The organism is Desulfobacterales bacterium (assembly GCA_034003325.1).
Taxonomy (GTDB): Bacteria; Desulfobacterota; Desulfobacteria; order Desulfobacterales; family JAFDDL01; genus JAVEYW01.
Genome location: JAVEYW010000002.1, coordinates 28,128 through 49,529 on the forward strand (window position 1 = coordinate 28,128; position 21,402 = coordinate 49,529).

Below are 21,402 nucleotides of genomic sequence, written 5' to 3' on the forward strand. Positions count from 1 at the left end.
CGCCGGCACTCGGAGATTCGATCGTCATTCGGGCAGCCACTGTTAATAAAACAATCAGGCAACGGATGTCAATATAACGAAAAAAGAGTCGGCGCTGGCGCATGAATTAAAAATATTTATCCGCTATTTTGGTAACATATAACAGCACCCCGCCTGAACAAGCTGCGGAAGCGATGCCGCGGGAGTGATCTGCTACACCAGCTTGGAAAGAAGGCTTGCCACACCCTTCAGCTTACCAAAGGCTTAAGCATGTAAATGATGTCGCTTTCTCGTGACGGATAGGGGCTCATGATATTTTGCCGGTAAAGTTTCTCAACCGTTGTGCCGTCGATAATCGCCTGTTTAAATGTGTTGATCAGGCCGGCCGGATTGTCGGATACGACATGGGCACCTAAAATGGTGTCGTTTTCGGCTATCAGAATTTTGTAGCCCGCATGCTTAATGCCGACCCGGCGGTAGGTAGGCCATTTAACATCGGCAGCCGTGCTTTTGCGATAAGAGATCCCTTCTCTTTTAAGGGCCTCTTCGGTTTTCCCGACCATTCCATACTGAGGATAGGTGAAAATCACAAAGGGGACAGCCTTATAATCAACGCTGATCAGCTCCGTGTCTTTCCGGATGGCTAAAATGTTTTCAGCCGCCACATGCGCTTCAAAATCGGCCACTCGGGCCAATGCTGGCGTGGCCGCGCAGTCGCCGACGGCAAAAATATTGGGTATCGTGGTTTGCATCTGCGCGTTGACGCGAATGCCTCTTTCCGTAACATTCACGCCGATCCGTTCGAGCTTGAGACGCTCGATTTCCGGAACGCGACCGGCGCCGTGCACCACCAGGTCGGCCTCAAAAATCACGCCCGACCGCGTCCGAACGTAAAAAACATCGCCCTGCTTGTCGATAGCGGCGATTTGGGTCTTCGGCCTCACGTCAATGCCATCCACGGCGGAGGCCTTCAGGACCAGATCAACCATATCCCGATCAAAAAGGTTCAGCGGCCGGTCGCTGACTTCCAGAATGGTGATGCTTCGGTCTTCCGGTCCAATTCGAGCGGCAAAATGGGCAAACTCAAATGAGATGAAACCGCCGCCGACAAAAACGATCCGCCGGGGGAGATCGCCGCGTTCCAAAAACCCGGTGCTGGTAACTAAATGTTCGGCACCGTTAATCGGCAAGACCTGCGGCTTTGCCCCGGTTGCCACAACGAAAAAATCGGCGCCGAACCTTTGCCCGTCCACATCCAGAGAGTTGATGTCCTTAAACGCAGCCGTGCCCTTCAAAAAGTCGATACCAACCTCGTAAAGTCCGTTAACGGCATTTTCGGGTATGTTGTCGGTAAACAGCTGTTTCTGCTCCCACACAGCATGCCAATCACCAACAGCGGCGGTCGAGATGCCCTTTCTTTCCAAATGTCGAGACTTGGCAACGACTTCAGCCACTTCGTAAAACCACTTTTTGGGCTGGCAGCCCGAAAGGGCGCACGTTCCGCCCGGTCGGCCACTATTTTCAACCAGCGCAACGGTTAATCCGGCAGCTTTCAAATCATAGGCGGCGGTCTGACCGCCGGTTCCCGACCCAATGACGATCACATCGTAAGTTCTCATAGAAATTTCCTCATTAAAAAAAAATTCATCAAACGCCGGCACGCAAATTTCCTGGTGGGGAAGCGGCTATCTGCATTTAATACCTATTCTGCCGCAAACAGATTTTTCAGATCCGGATGACTGGTGATAATTTTTACAAATTGTTCGGTCCGCCGATCATACCGGTTTTTGATGACACGAAGCAGCCGTTGCATCAGCAGATAGCCCATGGCGGGATCCTTATCCAGCACGGCTTTTAATTTCTCGCCGCGAACGGAATAAACCTCGGAGGGTTCGGCGCACAGGGCATTGGATCGATACGCATCGACCTCCAACATCGCAGACCAGCCAAAACTATAGCCGGGCTGAATCGCACCGAGCGAAACCGTAATCGAGTCGGAAAGACGTTTGACCAGCAATATTTTTCCCTGCTTGAGCATATAGAAATAGTTGGCCGGATCACCTTCCCTGAAAATGGCATCGCCTTCTTCAAAACGAAGCACATTGACCAAGGGTCTTAATTTCTCCACCATCCCGTCCGTCAGATACCCCAAGATAACGATTTTTTTCAATTCGTGCACGGATACCATCTTGATCCCCCGCAGGTTAACAATCGCTCCTTATGAAAGCATAAACAGCAACACCATAAAAAGACCGGCCGCCGCGGCGCTAAGACCGATCGGCACTGCACCGGCGCTCAAGGTCGCCTGAACTTTTTGTTTGATGATGGAAAAGCGGTTGGCTTCCGTGCTTGAAGATTGAAAGCACCAGAGCACCCAAGCCGCTATGTAAACCGGCAACTGCCGGGCAAAACGACTAGCACCGGCGGATACACGTTGGGCCAGATGCCGGTCGCAAAAGCGATTGATGGCATTCAACCCCGTATCCACCAAAGCGTAAAACCCCCGCCCGCCTTTCCGGTAAAACCAGTCCATATCCAGGTTGATGCTGCGCATCTCCGCCGGAAAATAACCGGAACGCATCAGCATGCAGAAGGCCAGCGCGCCGAACATTAACAATTGAAGCTGTCCCACCACATGCGCCCCCGTATAAGGAACAAATGAAATATCGGTGTACGGCAGCAGCTTGTAAAGCGGCGCCGGGTAAATGCCGATGGCTAGGCACAAAAATGCGGCAAGCCCCATCGCCAAGCGCATGTTCATGGGCGGTTCGGTGGTGCGAATGCCGGCATCTTCACCGAAAAAGGTAAAATAGGGAACCTTGATACCGGCATGCTCCAACACACCGGCGGAAGCGAACTGAAGCATCAGCCATATCACCACGAGGTTATCATGGCCGGCCGCACTGATGATCATCGATTTACTGACAAAACCGCTGAAAAGGGGAAAGGCGGAAATGGAGGCCGCACCGATCAGACAACAAACACAGGTATAGGGCATGGTCTTGTATAACCCGCCCAACTCCGTGCATCGAATTCGGCCGGTTTGGTGCAGGACCGCGCCCACAGACATAAACAGCAGGGCCTTATATAAAATATGGCAGAAGGCATGCGATACGGCGCCGTTCAAGGCCAAGGGCGTGCCGATTCCGACGCCGACCATCATGAACCCCACCTGGTTGATCAGACTATAGGCCAAGACCCGGCGAATATCGTTTTCCAGCACGGCATAAAAAATGGGAAGCACCGTCATCAGCGCCCCCAGCCAGACCAGCAGTTCGGTTCCCGGAAACATTCTCGCCATGACATAAACGGCGCTTTTGGTGGTGAAGGCACTTAAAAATACTGCGCCGGTCACTGTCGCTTCCGGGTAGGCATCCTGAAGCCAGGGATGAAGCGGCGGAATAGCCGCATTGACGGCCACACCGAAAAAAATCAACCATGCGGCCACACCCTTTAGCCCCACATAGGAAAAACTCAAGGTGCCGGCCTGCTGAAAATACATCACGATGCCCGCCAACAGGCTAAGACCGCCGAACACATGAACCAGAATGTAGCGAAAGGCAGCTGCCCGGGCAGCCGGTGTTCGCCGGGCCAGTATCAAAAAGGTGGAGGCCACGGCCATAATTTCCCAGAAAATATAAAGCGACAACAAATCTCCGGCAAATATCACACCCAATGCGCTGCCGGCATAGAGAAAACCGGCGGAATGCTGAAGATCATCTTTTATCTGTAACGCAAACAGAACCGCGATAAAGGAAATCAGGGTGAAAATATAGCCAAACACCAGACTCAAGCGATCGACTCTTCCGAGAATCAGCTCGTAATCGAGCAACTGCACCCGCCAATGGCTGCCGATCGGCACACCGATCAGTATCCATAAGGCCATCACCGGCACCAGAAGTATCATCGCCGATTTGATCCACCCCTTTAACAACGGCACCAGCAACGCGGCCGCAAAGAAAAGAAACACGGGAGAATACATCGGATGGGTATAAAGATCAGTTGTCATAATAATCTTCTTTCCGTTGAATCACCCGCCGCAGGAGTTTTGCGATAAAGACCAGCGCCACAAAAGAAATGAAACCGTACACCGCATAAAAATTCACCGCGCCTTCCCAGGGAAAGTCCGCATGCTTATCAATGAAAAAGTCAACAACCAACAGCACCCCCAGAAAGAGGTAGAAAATGTTGAGCAACCGGTTACCGTTTTTGGGGGTGTCAAACCGGGAGCTTACTTTTTTCATGGCGCGCCGCTTTCTGCATTCTGCTTAATAATAAGTTGAAAAAACGATATATCCAAGGTAAACGCACGCCGCTGCCAGAAGAACATAAAAGGCTGCCCGATAACCCGGCACCGGCGCATGGTGAAGCACCCTTTTCTCTTCTTTTTCCATAATACTTTTCTCTCATCCGGGGCGCAGATTGTCCGGCCCCCGGGATCATTATATGGCCTTGCCTATCCTCCCAGAATTTGGCGCACCGCCATTTTGGCCAGCGCCAAAAAGGGCTTCGGGAAAAAAAACAGCGCCACGGATATCGCTGCGGTTAACACCAGTGGAATCATGCACCAGCGGGGGGCTTCCCGCATCTTGTCATCTCCCATCGATTCTTCCGGCGCACAGAAAAAAGCCCGGTAAACAATGGGAAGAAAATACGCCGCATTGAGAAGCGAGCTGATCAAAATTACCGATAGAAGCACCCCCTTTTCTCCTTCCATGGCGCCCAAGATCAGATACCATTTACTGATAAAACCGCCTGTCGGCGGAAGGCCGATCACGCCCAGGGAACCGATGAAAAAGGCGCCCATTGTCACCGGCATTCGTTTACCGATGCCGTCCATCTGGCTGATGTTTTTGATGCCCGTAGCGACAAAAATCGCGCCCGCGCAGAAAAAGAGGGTGATTTTTCCAAAGGCGTGCATGGCGATATGCAACAGGCCGCCCACCAGCCCCTTTGGCGTCAGCATTGCCGCCCCCAGGACAATATAGGAAAGCTGGCTGATGGTGGAAAACGCCAGTCTGCGTTTAAGCCCGTCCTGGGAAAGCGCAATGAGGGACGCTGCGATGATCGTAACCGATGCCAGAAGGCACACCATGCCGTTTAAATTCGTGGCGGACAACAGGCCGGGGCCGAACACGGCGGTGATGACCCGCACAATGGAAAAAGCGCCCACCTTAACCACGGCCACCGCGTGCAACAAAGCGCTGACCGGCGTCGGCGCCACCATGGCCGCAGGCAGCCAGGCATGCATGGGCATGATGCCGGCCTTTGTAAAGCCCAGGACAAGGCAGAGCAATAATATGGCCACGACACTCGGGGCGGTTTCCTTCGGCACGAGCCCGGAAGCTGAAAACGCCAGCGTGCCGGACAGGGAGTAAATCACCAGCATGGCCGGCAAGACGAGTCCGATGGAAGCGCCCACAATATAAAAAAGGTATTTTCTGCCTGCGCTTCTTGCCGCCGAATCCTGGTGATGCGTAACAAGCGGGTAGGTGGCAAAAGAGAGTATCTCGTAACATAAATAGAGCGTAAACAAATCGGCCGCGAATGCCACCCCGATCGTTGCCGAGAGGGCAAGGGCAAAAAAGCAGAAATATCGCGTCTGGCTGTGCTCGGAAAGTCCCCGCATATACCCGATGGAATAAGCGGAAGTAACGATCCATAAAAAAGAGGACACCAGGGCAAACAATACGCCCATGGCATCCACCCGGAATCGAAGGGCCACGCCGGGCAGAATGTCAGCGACGGTATACTCAACGGTCGAGCCGGTTAAAACCGTCGCCGCCAAGCTCGCAACCAACAAAAATTTTGCGGTTGCCGCGGCAAAGGTCCACCCCTCCCGCCAATTCGGGGATCGGCTCACGATAATCAGCGGAATGGCGGCAATAGAGACAAGCACCGCCAAAAAAGGCTTTATGGAAACAATCGGTTCTATCATTTCAAACCGTGTGCTTTTTGATAGAGACGCTGCCGAAAAATGCGTTTATAGAATTCCCGCTGGAAGCGCCGGATAAATAACTCGCGTCACAATTTCTCCGCTGTAAATACCCATTGCGATTAACAGCATTGCCGTAAACACAAGGGGCGCCGTCATCCCCATCGGCGCTTCTCGTTGCGCCGCTTTGCCGTGGTCGTGATCGGTAACCGGTTCAAAATAGCCGATCTCGATAATGCGAAAAAAAAGAACCACGTTGATCAAGCTGCTGAAAATAAGGGCCGCCACAAATTCCCAATGCCCTTTTGAAATTCCGCCGAGAATCAAATACCATTTGCTGAAAAACCCGCAGGTCGGCGGTACCCCGATGATGGAGAGCCCGGCTGCGACAAAGCCTGCCATGGACACGGGCATTTTTCGGAATAGCCCCTTTAGATCACTTAAGGCATCGGTTTTCATTTGATGAAGAATGTTACCGATGGCCAGAAACAGGCACAACATCATGGCCGCATCGTTAATGACATGAAGAATGGCGCCGCTGACCCCATTCCGGTTGCCCAGCCATAACCCGCCCACCATGTATCCGACTTCCGCGACGATAACGAACGCCATCATCTTTTTTAAGCAACGTTGGGAGAGCGCAAGCAATGATCCCGCCACGATGGCGACCGAAGCGACCCGGACCAGCGCATCGCCAATGACCGGCCGGTCAAAGGCAAACGCCGGGGTAAACACCGTGAGCGTGATTCGAATCATCACGTAGACCATCACCTTCGTGGTCAGCGGTGCAACGAGGCTCGTAACGACCGCGGGTGCCTGGGTATACGCATTGGGCAGCCAGGCGTGAAGCGGAAACAGGGCCATCTTGATAAACAGCCCGGTCAGGCAAATAATAAATGCAAACACCACGACCCGGGAGTCGAAATGCGCGGGCAGCATGGCCCCCAGATCGGCCATGTTCAGGGTTCCGGTTATCATGTAAAGATAACCGATGCCCAGAAGATAAAAGCTGGCACCGAGCGTGCCCATAAAGAGGTAATTCAGGCTGGCCAGCGGGGAACGGTCTTCACCCAGACCGATCAGGGCGTATCCGGTTAAGGAGGCGATTTCCAGCAGCACATAGAGATTAAAGGCATCCCCCGTCACAACGATGCCGAGAAGTCCGGTGATAAAAAGGACATAGAGCGTGTAAAAAGCCCCTGCTTTTTGGGCAAAGGTTTCTTCGACGCTTTGCCGGGTGGCCAGTATATGAATCATGGCCACCGATAACACCATGACCAGCACCAACCCATTCAGGGCATCGACCTTGTAGGCAATTCCCCACGGCGCAGGCCAACCGCCCAGCAAATAGGTCACGCTTTTTTCTTCAAGGACACGGCAAAACAACAAAATGGAGCCTGAAAACGCAGTTGCAAGCGATAGCACCGCGATCGGAAAGCAGTATCGCCGGTTCACCCATCCGGCCAAGGAAATCAAAAAGACGGAAAGGAGAGGAACCACAACAATGAGCACGGGGTAATGGGCGGCCATAGTATCTCTTTATTCCCTGCTAGCGTCGATGGATATCAATTTCAAACTGATTTCATCTTCTTCCAGCGTCCCATACTGCCGGTATATCTTCATCGCCAGCGCCAGGGCCACGCCGAAGGTGGCCACCGACACAACGATCGCCGTAAGCATCAGCACATGCGGTACCGGGTTGATATAATCGATTATCTCGTGCCCCCCGGCCGGGCCGTGACCATGCAGGTAAATGGGCAGGGTCGCCCCCCGTTTGGCGCCGATGGAAATATAAAACAAAATGATGGCGGTCTGAAAAATGTTCATCCCAATAATTTTTTTGATGAGGTTCTTTTTGGCGATCATGGCATACAGGCCCACCATCATCAGGCAGATAAAGACCCAGTAATTGTATTTCGCCACAATGAAGTCTATCACCGCATCCATGATCAGAGCCCTTCATCCTGCTTTCCGGCCGATGACAAGTTGTAGTAGAGAGAGACCATCACCGCCATTACCGCCAGACCCACTCCGATTTCAACAATCAGAATGCCGTGGGATCTGGCCGTGATCGGATCGGTGCCGAGCAGCCCCGCCAATGCGCCGTAGTCCAGGAAATTGCCTCCCATCAGCAAGCAAAGCGCACCGGTGCCGGCGTAAATGGCGACACCCAGCGTTAATAGATAGGCGACCGTTTTTTCACTGAATCGCCTGATGGCGGATCGTAAATCCCTTGAGACGGCAAAAAGGATGACCGCCGCGCCCAGAATAACACCGCCTTGAAATCCGCCGCCCGGGCTATGATGCCCGTGGCCGATCACATAGAGGGCAAAGAGCTGAACAAATGGAATCAGAAACCGGCACATCACCATGATAATCACGTCATGAGGGACCCATTGGGTGTCGATCTGGTAAAAGGCGCCGGTATTTTCCGGAATTTTACCCCCCTTGTCGATCCGTAAGGTAATGCCGGTGTCCCGATGTCGATAATAGCGCACATCCTGCGGCCGACTTCCGATTTGACGCAACAGGAAAAAGCATGCCACGGCGGCGGAAAAAATAACCGTGGTTTCAAACATGGTGTCATACCCGCGATAATCGGCCAAAATGGCCGTAACGATGTTGGGCACGGAGGTTTCCGCCAGGGTATGGTGGATATAATAAGCGGCCAGACGCCTATTGGCCGGGGCAGCGGGGTCCGACCAGCCCGGAAAATCGGCAGCCCCATATAGCAGTATGGCGCCGCAGAGAAAAACCGTTATCAACCCGAAGCGTTTCAATCCTTGCTCCTTCTTGATGTTCTGAACACCGCCGCCACGAACAGCACCGTGCTGACGCCGGCGCCCACCGAGGCCTCGGTAAAAGACACATCCACTGCGCCCATCAAGGCCCATAACAGACACAACAAAAAACTGTAGGCACCGAATAAAATGGCCGCGCTCAGTAAATCCCGTATCGTGATCGCCCCAATCGCGGTGATAAGGACAAACGTAAGAATCATGATATCGAGGGGCCATATCATTGCGGCTTCTCCGGGAACGCTTTTGTCCAGGGTTCGAGCCCGGCACGCCTGGCCGCATCCACGATGGCATGCGTGGCGGTTGGGCTGGTGATAAAGACAAAGACGACGATCAGCATGATTTTTAACCCGGTCAACACCTCACCCCAGGAAAAATCGTGCAGTGCATACAAGGCCATGGACAGCATGGCGGTCAGCAAACCCATGGTATCGAGTTTGCCGGCAGCATGAAGCCGGGTATAAAAATCCGGAAACCGGATCAGGCCGATCGATCCGCCGACAAAGAAGAGTATGCCGGCACCCAGAAATAAAATGACCACGGCATTCAGCATCAAAGCGTCCTCTCTATCTTTTTTCAGGTTGTTTTTCTTTCAAGGGCGGCCTCTTCGCGCAACCCTTTTTTCTTCTGGAAATATCGCGACGCCGCCAACACGGCGATAAAATTCAGCAGGGCATAGGCCAACGCAATATCAACAAACATATCGACCCGTTGAAACAAGTATCCGATCAGAATCAGCAGCACAGTGGTCTTGCTGCCGACGGCATTGGCGCCCACGATTCTGTCCAGTACGGTGGGCCCGGCCAGCGCGCGATAAAGGGGTATCGCCATCAACGCGCATAGAAAAATCGCCGTATAAGAAAAAACTTGACTCATTTTTCACCGAATACCCTTGCCACGCGGGTTTCCATATCCCCCGGAAGCCCTTTGGCCAGCTCGCCGTCAATGGCGTGAACCGTAAACTCACCGATCGCAGACACGGAAACCGTGATGGTTCCGGGTGTCAACGTGATGGAGTTGGCCAGTGTCACCAGGGCCACCTCATTTTTTAATTTGCTTTTGAATTCCACCATGCGGGGGTCTATTTTTTTCGGATGAAAACACAGCTGCAGCACATGAAGATTGGCCAGAAAAATCTGACAGATCAGCCACGGAATATAGGCCGCGAATCGAAGCCAAAGCCGTATCATGCGCCATAGCGTTCGAAGGGTCAAGCCCGGGAAAATAAGATCCCGTGAAACCGTCGAGACGATAAGAGAAGAGAGAACACCGAGCGTAATATGAAATACATCAAAACGGCCGGAAAGGATGAACCAAATGCCCAACATAATAAAAAATGTAAAAAGGAAGGCGGTGTTAAAAGAGAAGCGCCAAGCGTGAGTTGAGTTGCGAACCGTCTGTTTTTTAATAGCCAACGGGGCACGCTCCTAATCCGGCAAAGCCGGAATGCTGGGATGCTGGGATGCTGGGATGCATGAAAGCCATCTTTTACCTTCGGCGAATATACACGCAGAAGCGTGCATGTTTCTGGTAAAGGGCCTAACGCGTACAGTCGACAGTCGGCAGTCGGCAAAGTTGAAATCAGTTGTTGCCACTTTAGAACCCAACCAAAGGTGCTCTGGCATCGGTTCAACCAGTAACGTTACATATCAAAAAATGATAAATTTTCAGGAAGGATCTGTTTCACGACGAACCGCAATCGCCTGAATACTGAGCCGGAAACCAGTACCACGTCTCGTTCAAGTATGTAGACAGGCTCCAAAAATGTCAATTCTTTTCAATGGTGCGGCGCGAGAGGGCAGCGCCCGCCGTCGCTATTGGTCCTTTAACAACAGGTACAGCAGCGCCATACGGATATAAAGACCGTTTTGCGCCTGTTCGAAATATCGCGCGCGGGGGTCGTTATCCACCGCTTGCGGAATTTCGTTCACCCGGGGCAGGGGATGCATGATAATGGCTTTTTCCTTCATGGTTTGAACTTTTTCGAGGGTCAAAATATATTTTCCGGCAGCATCCTTATAATCTTCCGGATTGATAAAGCGTTCCTTTTGAATCCGTGTCATATACACGCAGTCAAGAATCGGCAACACCTTCTCCAGCGAGTCTTCCTCGTGCCAGTTCACCTCATGTTTATCCAGATATGCCTTGATATCCTCCTCCATGCGGCAGACAGCCGGTGAAACGAAATAGATGGTGATATCATCATATTTGGCAAGCAGATACGAAAGGGATCGAACCGTCCGGCCGTATCGCAAATCGCCGACCATCGCGATTTGCAGCCCATGAATGCCCTGAAAATTGTCCTTGATAGTGTACAGATCGAGAAGGGCCTGCGTGGGGTGCTGGCCCGCGCCGTCGCCTGCGTTGATGACCGGAATTCCGGATGCTTCGGCGGCCTTTTTGGCACTGCCCGCCTCATGATGGCGCATCACGATAATATCGGCATATCCGTTCATGATGCGGGTAGAATCATAGAGGCTCTCCCCTTTGGCGGCGCTGGAAAACTCTTTGGCATTCTCCGTGGTAAGAATCCTGCCACCCAGCCGCGCCATGGCGCTTTCAAAGGAAAACCGGGTCCGGGTGGAGGGCTCATAAAACAAGGAGGCCATTATTTTGTTTTCAAGAACGCGCGCATAAGGATTTTTTCCGGCCAACGCTCTTTTCATGTCATCGGCCGTATTGAAGACAATGTCCAATAAATCCCTGTCAAATTGCTGCGCTTCAACTACATGTGTCAAATCAAACATTCCCATGACCCACCTCCCCGCATATCCTGACATGAATCGGTTATAATCAGATGGCGCTCTTGAAACAGGCCCTAAATTCATGGCGGAATATCTCATCCTTTAAATGGCAATGCAAGATTCTTTACAGCCTAGATCAGGACCGGCAAAAAGCCAGCCGCTTTCCGGCCGGAGTTGAATCGAGCCTGCCGTCCAGGTAGGCAAGATGACCTGAGACAATGGTGGCTTTAATGGTGGAAGAAAACCGCATCCCTGAAAAAGGCGTCCACTTGCATTTATAGAGAGCGGTCTCGTCCGTCACGTCAAGCGCCTGATGAAGATTCACCAGCACCAGATCCGCCCAATAGCCTTCCCGAATAAAGCCCCTCTCCGGTATTTGGTACAATCGCGCGGGGGCATGGGCTGTTTTTTCGGCAATGAGCGGCAGAGAATACCGGCCTGCGTGATAGTGCTCAAAAAGACTGGGCAGTGCGTGCTGAACGAGCGGCATTCCGGACGGCGCCCGCAAATAGGGGGCCTGCTTTTCAGCCAGGGTGTGCGGCGCGTGGTCTGTTGCGATCACATCGATCTTGCCCGACAGGATGGCCGAATGAAGCGCCTCTCGATCCCGGTCCGTTTTGATCGCGGGATTGCATTTGATGCGCGCGCCTTTTGCCGCATAATCCGCATCGGAAAAAAACAGATGGTGAACGCAGACCTCGGCCGTGATCCGCTTTTTTTCAAGCGGTGCATCGGTGAGCAAATCCATCTCCGCAGCCGAGCTCAGATGCAGCAGGTGAAGCCGGGCGCCCGTGGATTTGGCCAGTGAAACTGCCAGGGAGGCGGATTGATAGCAAGCCGCATCGGTTCGAATCAGCGAATGCGCGCTCATGGGAATATCATTCCCGAATTTTAAAAAAAACCGTCTTTCATTTTTCAGAATCGCGGGCGTATCCTCGCAATGGGCGGCGATGAGAGTGGGCGCATGTAAAAAGAGCATCTCAAGCGCGGTTGGGTCATCCATCAGCATGTTTCCGGTGGAAGCGCCCATAAAAACCTTGATACCGCAGATGGTTTGCGGATTAACGGCCTTAATTTCTTCTATATTGCCATTTGAAGTGCCTAAATAGAAGGCATAATTGGCAAAGGAGGCGCGGCTTGCAATCGCGCATTTTTCCGCCACCCGTTCCGCACTGAGGGTGGGCGGCTTCGTGTTCGGCATGTCCATATAGCTTGTAATTCCGCCGGCAACGGCCGCGCGCGATTCCGAGTGAATATCGCCTTTATAGGTCAGCCCCGGTTCCCGGAAATGCACATGATCGTCAATCATGCCGGGTAACAGCGCCGCACCCTTCGCATCGATTTGAATATCCGCCGGTTTACCGCTCAGATCGGAACCGATGGCTTCAATTCGGCCGTTTCGAATCCAAACATCGCCAGCTTGAATTTTTCCTTCATTGACAATGGATGCATTGAGAATAGTGATTTTTTTCATGACCTCTCCGGTTTCGGACAAAAAACAAAAAATTTTCGGCCAAGCACAACGCTGAACTTATTGCGCATCATTGCTCTAAAAGCGTTAATCTGCCGACAGCACAGGATTATATCACGGCGTCCTCCTTTTTCAAGCGCAGCGTCTGAATGGGCCGGGGTAACCGCATCGTGCGAAAACCTGCGCTTGCCTTCATATTAACCATTTGCTAATCAGTTGCGAACCGATGGAAACCGTTACAGGTTTCAAACCATCCAATATCGCTCAATTTTGCATTGGGCTTTAAATAAAGGAATGCCGAAAAAAAATGAAGGAACCATTCGAAAAGCCAAAGGCGCACCGGCCGGTGTTAACGGAAAACGACACGTTCTCCTTTCTTTGCCACTCACGGGTTTCCTGTTTTACCACTTGCTGCAGAAACACGGATATGTATCTTTATCCGTATGATATTGTCCGGCTGAAAACGCGGCTTGGCATCTCATCGGAAGCGTTTCTCGAAAAACATACCACGGTCTATATTCGGGACAATCCGTACTTTCCCCATGTGATGCTGAAAATGTCCGATAGTAAGGACAAGGCCTGCCCCTTTTTACAGGCGGACGGGTGCGCGGTCTATGAAGATAGACCCTTTTCCTGCCGCGCCTATCCGTTGGAGCGCGCAGTGGCGCGTTACGGCGATCGTGGCGGCCGGGACGTGTGTTATTTTATCGCCCGGCATGACTACTGCAAAGGCCACGAAGAAAAAAAAGAATGGACCGTCTCCTCATGGATGGCCAACCAGGAACTTGCCGATTATAACGCCATGAACGATTTATGGGTGGATATTGATACCCTTTTCCGCAGCAACCCTTGGGGCGAGAAGGGACTTGAGAGTCCGGCGGTTAAAATGGCCTTCATGGCCTGTTACAATGTGGATAAGCTGCGAACCTTCGTTTTTGACACCTCGTTTTTGACCCGAATGACAGTTCCGCAGGTGCGCATCGACCAGATTCGTTCAAATGATGCCGCGCTGATGGTTTTCGGTTTTGACTGGGTAAGGTTTTTTCTGACAAACTCGGGACCACTCAAGAAGCCCTAACCCGTCACCGGGTGCGACTAACGCTTAACCGTCTGTTTTCGAGGTTGAATCATTTTGCGCTGTCGTTGGGAATGAATCTTTAGCGTCGTTCACCAGGAGCAAATTGCGCTGGATCGGCGACTGCAATTCGAGCTGTAGCGGAGCTCCCCGGTCGCGCTCGTATTCGAGTTGAAGCCGAAATTTATCAAGTTCCACCTGGCTTTCGACATGCTTTTTGGCAAGCAGATAGCGAAGGTATATCACCCAGATAAAAATGCCGATGAGGACGCCCGCCCCCCCCAGAAACAACCACTTGAAACGCGTTATGGTTTCAACTCCGAGCCGACCCGCATAGACGATTGCATTGGGAATAATCCAGTATCCGATCACCAGCAGAAACAGAATAAAGCCAATCGTGAAAATGTTAAGGCGACCGATTTTATTCAGAATGTTTTCAATTCGTGTTTCGGTCGGGATTGGATGAGCGGCGCCGGTTTCCTTCGGCGGATGCTTATCCCCTCCTTCAAAAATGGCGACAAACGCTCTTACCACAAATGCCAGAATCAGCATGCCGCCCAGAGGCAGTCCCACGGCCGCGACAAACCATGCCCTGAACGGAAAGGCAACCTCTCGGGTGATGCGGCGAACCTGGTAGTTCGAAATGGGGCCGAAGGTTTTTTCAAAGGCCGTCTGATCAAAGGCACCCGAATATCGATCTTCGACTTCATAGACCACCCGGTCGTTCCGGTCGCTGATTTGAAGCCATGATGTTTTACCGGACTTTGTCACCGCTAGGGCAAATATTTCCAGTTCGAGCAAAAACAATCCGACCAGAACGGCCACAAATACGGTTTTGTGCTCTCTGATAAAAACGGCGATGCTGCCGGAAGACGACATACCAAAATCCTTGGAGAATCATAAAATGCCAATATACCCAACGCTGATTATTGCCCGCAACCCCGTAGGGGCGAACACACAGGTCCGCCCCTACAATGCCGACGGTAAATCGAAACAAACCGGTTAAAAGACCGCGAATGCGGGGGTTAGGCGCAGATGGATCACAGCCGTAGCCCTAACACAGGCCAGTTGCGAGAACAAGCCGGTTTTCATTTCACAGCCCGCCATAGCACATATAACCATTTGTGTTTAAATGAAATTATATATCATCGACTGTTTCGGAACCCTCGATAAGGATGGGTTATTCAAAAAAACCGACCCCCTTTGTTGTTATAAGTTGACAATACCCGGGAATTTCATACATCTGTTTAAAGGGAAAATCACTGCGGAAAACCTGTTGGACGAGGGCATCTATTAGTTCAGAACGTTAAAGCGCAAGGTGTGCCGGGCGGGCACACCTTGCGCAGGTTATAAAAGCCGGTCCATCCTTGGTTGCTCGCGGTAATTCGTTGACCTTCCATTAAATTTTATTCTATAGGTAAAAAATGGGTATTATTACCAATCAGGCCATGATCATGGTTTCGGTCACGCCAGGGTATTTTTCTATACCGGCAGGAACTCGCTATCGCTCAAACAGCCTGCCGCTCTTCCAAAAACACCCTGGCGCGGCCTCCCTGCCGCGGGAAATTGGCTGAAACGATGATCAAGGCCGCCAATCATACAATGAAAACGGCCAGTTAACGAGGAAAGGAGCGCTGTTCCATGGTTAAAACGGAAATATCCCTGTTTTTAAAAAATGCACCGGGAGAATTGGCAAAACTTTGCACGCTGATGGGGGAGGCGGGAATCAACATTGACGCGATAACCATTCAGGATGCTTCAGAATATGTATTGGAGCTGTTTCGAGCCCGGGGAAAATCGATCAAACGGATCGCCTCTGCTGCAAACTACCAGGCCATGCGAAAAGATTCCGCTGAATTTGCGCTCGTGCGGCTGATGGTGGACAGGGTCGATGCGGCAACCGCCCTGCTCACCGCGCAGGATTATCAGTTCGACACCCTGCCAGTAATTGCCCTTGAGCTTGATAACCGGCCGGGCGAGCTGGCCAAATTTTCAGCAAAACTCGGGAATGCGGGGATTAATATTCATTATGTATATGGCTCGGTATCCAATACGCAGGGAAAGTGCCTGTTCGTTTTTTGCCCGGACAATATTGAAAAAGCGGAAAGTTATTTTGTGACCGCTGCAGGTGCATAACCCGTTTCATTGAAAGCGTCACCATCGTTTTCAGCCCTCAGCCGTCGACTGTGCCGGCTTCCGAAATGAAGCCGGTTCAGGGTTCGCATACCACCACCAGCAGCTCCGCCGTTTTTCTGCTGATATTGCGAATCATGTGTTGAATCCCGGAATTAAAATGGAGCGAGTTTCCGGTATCCAACGTGTTTACGTGCTCGCCCACGGTCAGTTCGATTTTGCCGGCCAGCACATAGACAAACTCTTCCCCTTCATGTTGATATCCCACGCCGTCATGTGCCTTCATCGGATCAATGGTGATGCGAAAGGCTTTCATTCGCTTGGTGTCGGCGCCGGGTGTCAGCGTTGTGTAAGCGTAATTCTCCGTCCGCTTGGCAAAGGCCTTGGCCCGATGGCTTAAATTGGTTTTCGCTTCGTTGAGCAGATAGCTTGAATCAACTTTTAGCGCTCTGGAAAGTGAGAGAAGAATACCCACCGGCGGCAACTGGTCGCCGGATTCAATTTGCTTCAGCTTGTCAACCGAAAGACCAGTCTCATTGGCCAGCATTTCATAGGTAATCTCCTTTTCTTTTCTGATTTCCCTTATCTTCTGTCCGATCGGATCAATAGATTTCTTTTTCCGGGTGGCCATGGTATCTCCTTTTTCGAGTGGCACGAACGGGTCAATTTCCCATCTAAAATTACGCGATAGGCAAAACCAATCAGACCCGTTTCCAAAAGAGGGTGCAACCCGGGGAGAGAGGGGAAGAAAATGGCAGGGACGGTAATCCCGCCGTCCCATAAACAGATCACCTCAATAGCAGAGGAACTTGCCGCCGGGTTAGCTCTTTTGTTTTTTCTTGGCATTTTTAAGCCTGGATTTGCCGGTTGTACCCCGCCAGATTTTACCCCGCTTGGTTCTTCGATCGCCTTTGCCCATTGTAACGCCTCCAAATGATATAGTGTATGTAACCATGCAAATAAGGAATATGAACCGTTCAACGTCATGACGCCGTAAAACGTTACGATATCGCTGTATCTATACAACCGGGCGGTTAATTTCAAGAATAAAAGAGCATGCCGTTTTCAGCCGGGATCAGATTTCCGGCGGTTTTTGTGGTGACAGGATGGCTTCGCCCGCCCCCGGCCTCGATTCGCCGCGCGGTTTTCGAGGGGCGGCTTTTTTCCAAAAGTTGCCGCTGCTAAAGCATTGCCAGCCCCACCGCAGCCATTTCAACAAAGAAAATGCGAGCCATAGGCTCCACAGCAGCATCAATACCCGATATACCCAGAGAGGCAGGCTCAGCGCCCAGGGCCGGGGCATGGTCAATGAAATCCGGTCCTGCGTCCAGTGAAATAAATAGTTGCTGGACTGGTTCCCGGCAATTTGCATATCCGGAATACCCAACAGCCCTCTTTCGACGGCCGCGTATAACCCGCTGAGGGCGGCAATCGTCCAAAATACCAGGAGCAGTTGAAAGGCATTGAACGGCAGCCATTTATCCGGGGGTGTTTTCTCTTTGCGCAACCCGAGGGCCGGCAGCCATCCCACCACCACGAGAGCCGTTAAAGGGGGCACCTGGGTTAGACCCAGGCCCAGCAACAGCCACTGATGCAGTTTTAAAGGTGTCAGACGGATCCGTTTCAACCCGAAAGCGGCCAGAATCACGACGCCCAGATAGCTCCAGAACAAAACAGCCGGACCGAGCCGGGGACCACCAGCCAGCAGTGTCCAGCAATTTCGCGGCATATGAAAGGTCACATCGGCATTGACAGCCTCGGTGCCGATCACAATTTGCGGCGAACGCATGAAAAAGCGCGAAGCACCGGGTTGGTGCCAGGTGATCCGGATATTCTGAGTTCCGGGTTGAAGGGGGATCGTTAGTTGCGTCCCTTCTAGGCGGATCGGCAGGCTTTGACCGTTAATTTTCACTTCCTGTAAAGCGGCCGATTCGGGCAGGCGAATGTCGTGTTGCCCACCCCGGCTCGTGCGAAGGGAAAGATGCAACACGGCCTGGTTAAACCGAAGCCCGGGTGTCCAGTCCAGGCGGGCGGCATCAATGGTGATCATTTTGCCGGCAATTGCTTTGGGCCTTGACACGGTGATCGCAAGGCGCTCTCCGGGCCAGGGGGACCATTCCGGTTGCCATTGGCCTGCTTGGTCCTGGTGATGAATGAGGGGAATTCCGGAAAAATCGCATTGCCATATCGGGCTGGCATCCAGAATCCAGGATTCCGTCCAGGGCACCGCCTCGGGCGCACGCAACGCAATGGTTTGTGTCTGATCCAGGGACGATGTGAATTGAAAGGTGTCCATCTGCGGCGGAATAACAATCTGGGCGGTGTGGCCTTCCACATGAATACCGGGCGTGGTAACGGATTCGGTTGCAAGCAGCGGGTAAAAAAGGGTAACCGGCGCTCCGGTTGCGTTCATTCGATCAACCGTGGTGGTCACCTGCCACGTCAATCCCAGGTGAATGACGCGCTGAATATGGAAAAAGGCGGAAAGCGGCTGGCTTGTTTGTCCCGGTTCGGACGATGCCGAGGGGGTGATTCGGGTCATTTGAAGACTGGTGTCCACCGAACCGTCCGGGTGAATGCCTCGAATCGTCCATCCCGTGCTTTCAACCCCGGCCGAATGCGGTGCAAGAGGCAGGGGAAGCTGCATCACATCGCCGGCGGTTTTTCCGGTCAGCACGACCGTGTGAACGCCTTCGGGAATCAGCGCCCAGAGCGTGCCGGTTTCATCTCGCGAAAGGCCCGGCAGGGGCTGTTGATCCATCATAATGGCTTCCGGTGTCCAAGCGGAGCGGGTTGCGGGCAGTGGCACGGCAGTATCGGCGGCGGCATGAATTTCCAGCATGACCTGAAGATGGTCCGGATCGATGGTCACGGCCATTCTCATGATATCGGCGCAATCGGGCAGGCAGTCCGGTTTTTCCAGCAGCCGCTCTTGAAGCTGCTGCAACAGGGCTTCCGGCGGATAGGCGGCCTGTGCCTTTCGGGAAATTCCGCCGGATAGGAGAATAAGGACAAGGATCGATGCGACACCCATTGCCGGGAGGTTCTGTTTCAGGGTTTGCCACCAGAGACGCATATCTAAAAGTCCTACGATCAGAAGAGCCAGCAACAGGGTTCTAAGAATGCCCAGCACCAGATTGACGCCCGGAGATAGCAGCCACAGCCGAACCGCTTGGGTTCGTTCCACCGGACCGTTCCAGGCAAGGGTAAAGGTTCGCCATGTCCAGGTGGGCAATCCGGGGCCGGTCTGAATTAACGCGTCGGGATCAGTGGCAAGGACGGCCTGCGCCGGCATTGGCGCCTCTCCGGGCGCAGCTGAGGGGAGGAGCGGTTGCGTTTTCGTTTCTTTCAAATAGTTAAGGGTGGCAGCACCCATCCCCTCCCGATCCGATTTTGCTTCAAACGAGGGCGGCGCCATCGTTTGCATTCCGGCGCGATCGGTGCCTGCGGTCCAGCCGACAGGGGCAAGCTGGGGATACACCCCCCAACGGATTTGTTGCACCATAAAGGGGATGGCCAAAACCAACAGGGTTGCGGCAGCGCCAAATCCCCACCCCCTAACCCCCTTTTTGACCCATCCGTCCGGCAATATCTTAATCAGTGCCAAAGCAGCAATAAGGTGCAGCCAGACCAGACGCGGGGCACCGGGTTCATGAAAAATCAGCATCATGGTGAAAAGGGCGATGATTCCCCATTTCCAGCCGCGCAGCTTAAAAACAGATAAGCTGATAATCAGCGCCAGAAAAAAATCCAATAGGCTCCATTTTTGTATCCAGGTACCCGAAATGCGATCCACACCGCTAGTGGCCAAAAGCCGCCAGCCCGGGGGCAGGTGCAGAAGGCCAGAGACTTTTTCAAAATCCTGTTGCCATCCGACCGCCGGCAGGAGCTGCCTATTTAAATTCAGTCGGGAATCGGCCACGAGGTTGAGATTTCCCCGTCGCAGGGCCACTCCCGGTAAATTATCCTTGCCTTGCTGAGTGATGAGCTGATCAATACCGTCAAGGGCCGCTCGTCCCAGTTCTCCCGGCGGCGTCATGGCCAGATACCACTGACGGCTGATGGTGCCGGTGATGGTGTCCTGAATCGTATAGCCGCTTCCGTCGAAATCAAGCCACCAGGTGCGATGCAGGGCCAGCCGGTCCGGTGCGGGGTTCGGATCACCACGGCGAATTTCTTTAAGTTTTATGATGGTATCGGCATTGAGCCCATAGGCGGGCAACCCTTTCCAGTGCTCCGGCATATCGGTCCTGTCCGGTTCCACGGACGGGGCGCCGGATATTTCCACCATGCGCAGATGATTCCGTGATTGAAACGACCATACCTCCGCTCCGTAGGCGCCCCTGCAGGATAATTGGGCTACCGAATCCGGCTGCCGCGTGGTGATGCTCAATTCCCACCGGCCGGGTCTGACTTGGCAGACCAGGGCACCCTCGGCGGTCAGCTTTGCCGGCAAGACGGATTCCAGACGGAGCGGAATCGCGTTATCCGGTAATAAGTTTTCCAGCCGAATTTCTCTGGGACGACCGGATACCTCTATTCGGGCAAGGGTGGTTATCTGCATGGGAATCGTATCGTCTATCAATCGAAAGAGGCGAACGGAGAGGCGCTCTTCCTCGGCGCCTGCCTCATTTCGGTGCTGAATCCAGAGACGCCCCTTTTCATCAAGCTCCGGAAAATCGATTTTCCGGTTGTTGATTTGAAGATCCACGAGCCCGACTGTGGGCGGAACCAGTATCATTTCCGGCATTTTTTTCCAGTTAAACCGGCCGCTGACCCGGTGCTCTCCGGATGGCAGCCGTATGTAAGGAGATGCATTCCGAGTCAATACGGGTACCGGTGTGTTATCGAGCATCACCGATTGGGGCCATGTGTCCGCACTGCCGGGCAAGGGAACCCAGTCCGGCGCAAACATGAGCCAGGATTGTTCAAACCGGGCGCATGTTGCATCAATGTCCAGTTGCAACCGGGACGGCCATTGACACCGCAGCGCCTCGCCGTCGTTGTATGTGCTCGGGCAAAGTGCGCGTTCTTTTCCATAAAGCACCCAGGCGCTCCAGTCCGCAAGATCCTTTGGAAGGGAAAGCGCCGGTGTATCCTTGCAGGGACTTTGGGTGGGAATTAAAAGAACCAGCAGCAATACCATCACCAACCTGAAACCGGAAAAAAGCGCTATTTTCATCAGATCGTCCTCATCCTATGGGGAAAATATAAAAAGAGACGCATCAAAAGCAATTGCATGGGAGCGTTACGAAATCGACGCTATG

General features: G+C 52.8%; 22 protein-coding genes. 4 read left to right on the forward strand and 18 right to left on the reverse strand.

Going from position 1 to position 21,402, the window contains the following annotated elements:
• Nucleotides 1-227 precede the first annotated feature (227 nt).
• The 15 genes from RBT11_02185 to RBT11_02255 all read right to left on the reverse strand — a co-directional run bounded on the left by RBT11_02185 (nucleotide 228) and on the right by RBT11_02255 (nucleotide 12,930).
• Nucleotides 228-1,598 (reverse strand): NAD(P)/FAD-dependent oxidoreductase, encoded by a 1,371-nt coding sequence (locus RBT11_02185; GenBank protein MDX9785557.1) that lies wholly within the window; start codon nucleotides 1,596-1,598, stop codon nucleotides 228-230.
• 83 nt (nucleotides 1,599-1,681) lie between these two features.
• Nucleotides 1,682-2,167, reverse strand: a complete 486-nt coding sequence (locus tag RBT11_02190) for a cyclic nucleotide-binding domain-containing protein (GenBank protein ID MDX9785558.1) — start codon at nucleotides 2,165-2,167, stop codon at nucleotides 1,682-1,684.
• 30 nt (nucleotides 2,168-2,197) lie between these two features.
• Nucleotides 2,198-3,988, reverse strand: a complete 1,791-nt coding sequence (locus tag RBT11_02195; GenBank protein ID MDX9785559.1) for a Na(+)/H(+) antiporter subunit D — start codon at nucleotides 3,986-3,988, stop codon at nucleotides 2,198-2,200.
• Nucleotides 3,978-4,223 carry a hypothetical protein gene (locus RBT11_02200; GenBank protein ID MDX9785560.1) on the reverse strand — a complete coding sequence of 82 codons (246 nt, stop codon included), beginning with the start codon at nucleotides 4,221-4,223 and terminating at the stop codon, nucleotides 3,978-3,980. The genes RBT11_02195 and RBT11_02200 overlap by 11 nt, the downstream gene beginning before the upstream one ends.
• 24 nt (nucleotides 4,224-4,247) lie before the next feature.
• The gene (locus tag RBT11_02205; protein MDX9785561.1) at nucleotides 4,248-4,373 is read right to left on the reverse strand and encodes a hypothetical protein; all 126 of its coding nucleotides are present in this window, start codon (nucleotides 4,371-4,373) and stop codon (nucleotides 4,248-4,250) included.
• Nucleotides 4,374-4,435: 62 nt separating this feature from the next.
• A complete protein-coding gene (locus RBT11_02210) occupies nucleotides 4,436-5,917 on the reverse strand; it encodes a monovalent cation/H+ antiporter subunit D family protein (GenBank protein MDX9785562.1) in 1,482 nt (493 codons plus the stop codon).
• 45 nt (nucleotides 5,918-5,962) lie between these two features.
• Nucleotides 5,963-7,444 (reverse strand): monovalent cation/H+ antiporter subunit D family protein, encoded by a 1,482-nt coding sequence (locus RBT11_02215; protein ID MDX9785563.1) that lies wholly within the window; start codon nucleotides 7,442-7,444, stop codon nucleotides 5,963-5,965.
• A gap of 9 nt (nucleotides 7,445-7,453) precedes the next feature.
• Nucleotides 7,454-7,861 (reverse strand): cation:proton antiporter subunit C, encoded by a 408-nt coding sequence (locus RBT11_02220; protein MDX9785564.1) that lies wholly within the window; start codon nucleotides 7,859-7,861, stop codon nucleotides 7,454-7,456.
• A gap of 2 nt (nucleotides 7,862-7,863) precedes the next feature.
• Complete coding sequence (locus tag RBT11_02225) at nucleotides 7,864-8,694, reverse strand: MnhB domain-containing protein (GenBank protein MDX9785565.1); 831 nt, start codon at nucleotides 8,692-8,694, stop codon at nucleotides 7,864-7,866.
• Entirely contained in the window at nucleotides 8,691-8,936 is a 246-nt protein-coding gene (locus tag RBT11_02230) for a DUF4040 domain-containing protein (protein MDX9785566.1), read from the reverse strand. The genes RBT11_02225 and RBT11_02230 overlap by 4 nt, the downstream gene beginning before the upstream one ends.
• A complete protein-coding gene (mnhG, locus tag RBT11_02235; protein ID MDX9785567.1) occupies nucleotides 8,933-9,265 on the reverse strand; it encodes a monovalent cation/H(+) antiporter subunit G in 333 nt (110 codons plus the stop codon). Before mnhG ends, RBT11_02230 begins: the two co-directional genes overlap by 4 nt.
• Before the next feature lie 23 nt (nucleotides 9,266-9,288).
• The gene (locus RBT11_02240; GenBank protein ID MDX9785568.1) at nucleotides 9,289-9,588 is read right to left on the reverse strand and encodes a monovalent cation/H+ antiporter complex subunit F; all 300 of its coding nucleotides are present in this window, start codon (nucleotides 9,586-9,588) and stop codon (nucleotides 9,289-9,291) included.
• A complete protein-coding gene (locus RBT11_02245; protein MDX9785569.1) occupies nucleotides 9,585-10,127 on the reverse strand; it encodes a Na+/H+ antiporter subunit E in 543 nt (180 codons plus the stop codon). The genes RBT11_02240 and RBT11_02245 overlap by 4 nt, the downstream gene beginning before the upstream one ends.
• Nucleotides 10,128-10,526: 399 nt before the next feature.
• Nucleotides 10,527-11,465, reverse strand: coding sequence for an aspartate carbamoyltransferase (gene pyrB / locus RBT11_02250; protein ID MDX9785570.1), 939 nt, complete (start codon nucleotides 11,463-11,465; stop codon nucleotides 10,527-10,529).
• Nucleotides 11,466-11,592: 127 nt separating this feature from the next.
• Complete coding sequence (locus tag RBT11_02255) at nucleotides 11,593-12,930, reverse strand: dihydroorotase (GenBank protein ID MDX9785571.1); 1,338 nt, start codon at nucleotides 12,928-12,930, stop codon at nucleotides 11,593-11,595.
• A 304-nt stretch (nucleotides 12,931-13,234) separates the two neighbouring features.
• Between RBT11_02255 and RBT11_02260 the strand changes: the two genes are divergently transcribed.
• Nucleotides 13,235-14,005 (forward strand): YkgJ family cysteine cluster protein, encoded by a 771-nt coding sequence (locus RBT11_02260; protein ID MDX9785572.1) that lies wholly within the window; start codon nucleotides 13,235-13,237, stop codon nucleotides 14,003-14,005.
• Nucleotides 14,006-14,029: 24 nt separating this feature from the next.
• Here the strand turns inward: RBT11_02260 and RBT11_02265 are convergent, their stop codons facing one another.
• Nucleotides 14,030-14,881 (reverse strand): hypothetical protein, encoded by an 852-nt coding sequence (locus tag RBT11_02265; protein MDX9785573.1) that lies wholly within the window; start codon nucleotides 14,879-14,881, stop codon nucleotides 14,030-14,032.
• Between the two features lie 545 nt (nucleotides 14,882-15,426).
• Between RBT11_02265 and RBT11_02270 the strand changes: the two genes are divergently transcribed.
• Nucleotides 15,427-15,576: a hypothetical protein gene (locus RBT11_02270; GenBank protein ID MDX9785574.1), complete on the forward strand. Its 150-nt coding sequence runs from the start codon at nucleotides 15,427-15,429 to the stop codon at nucleotides 15,574-15,576.
• A gap of 67 nt (nucleotides 15,577-15,643) precedes the next feature.
• On the forward strand, nucleotides 15,644-16,138 hold the full coding sequence (gene zapD / locus RBT11_02275) for a cell division protein ZapD (GenBank protein MDX9785575.1): 495 nt from the start codon (nucleotides 15,644-15,646) through the stop codon (nucleotides 16,136-16,138).
• A 76-nt stretch (nucleotides 16,139-16,214) separates the two neighbouring features.
• Here the strand turns inward: zapD and RBT11_02280 are convergent, their stop codons facing one another.
• Nucleotides 16,215-16,790 (reverse strand): XRE family transcriptional regulator, encoded by a 576-nt coding sequence (locus RBT11_02280; protein ID MDX9785576.1) that lies wholly within the window; start codon nucleotides 16,788-16,790, stop codon nucleotides 16,215-16,217.
• Between the two features lie 96 nt (nucleotides 16,791-16,886).
• On the opposite strand from RBT11_02280, the gene RBT11_02285 reads away from it, so the two are divergent.
• Nucleotides 16,887-17,072, forward strand: a complete 186-nt coding sequence (locus RBT11_02285) for a hypothetical protein (GenBank protein ID MDX9785577.1) — start codon at nucleotides 16,887-16,889, stop codon at nucleotides 17,070-17,072.
• Nucleotides 17,073-17,210: 138 nt separating this feature from the next.
• Here the strand turns inward: RBT11_02285 and RBT11_02290 are convergent, their stop codons facing one another.
• Entirely contained in the window at nucleotides 17,211-21,317 is a 4,107-nt protein-coding gene (locus tag RBT11_02290; protein ID MDX9785578.1) for a hypothetical protein, read from the reverse strand.
• Nucleotides 21,318-21,402 lie beyond the last annotated feature (85 nt).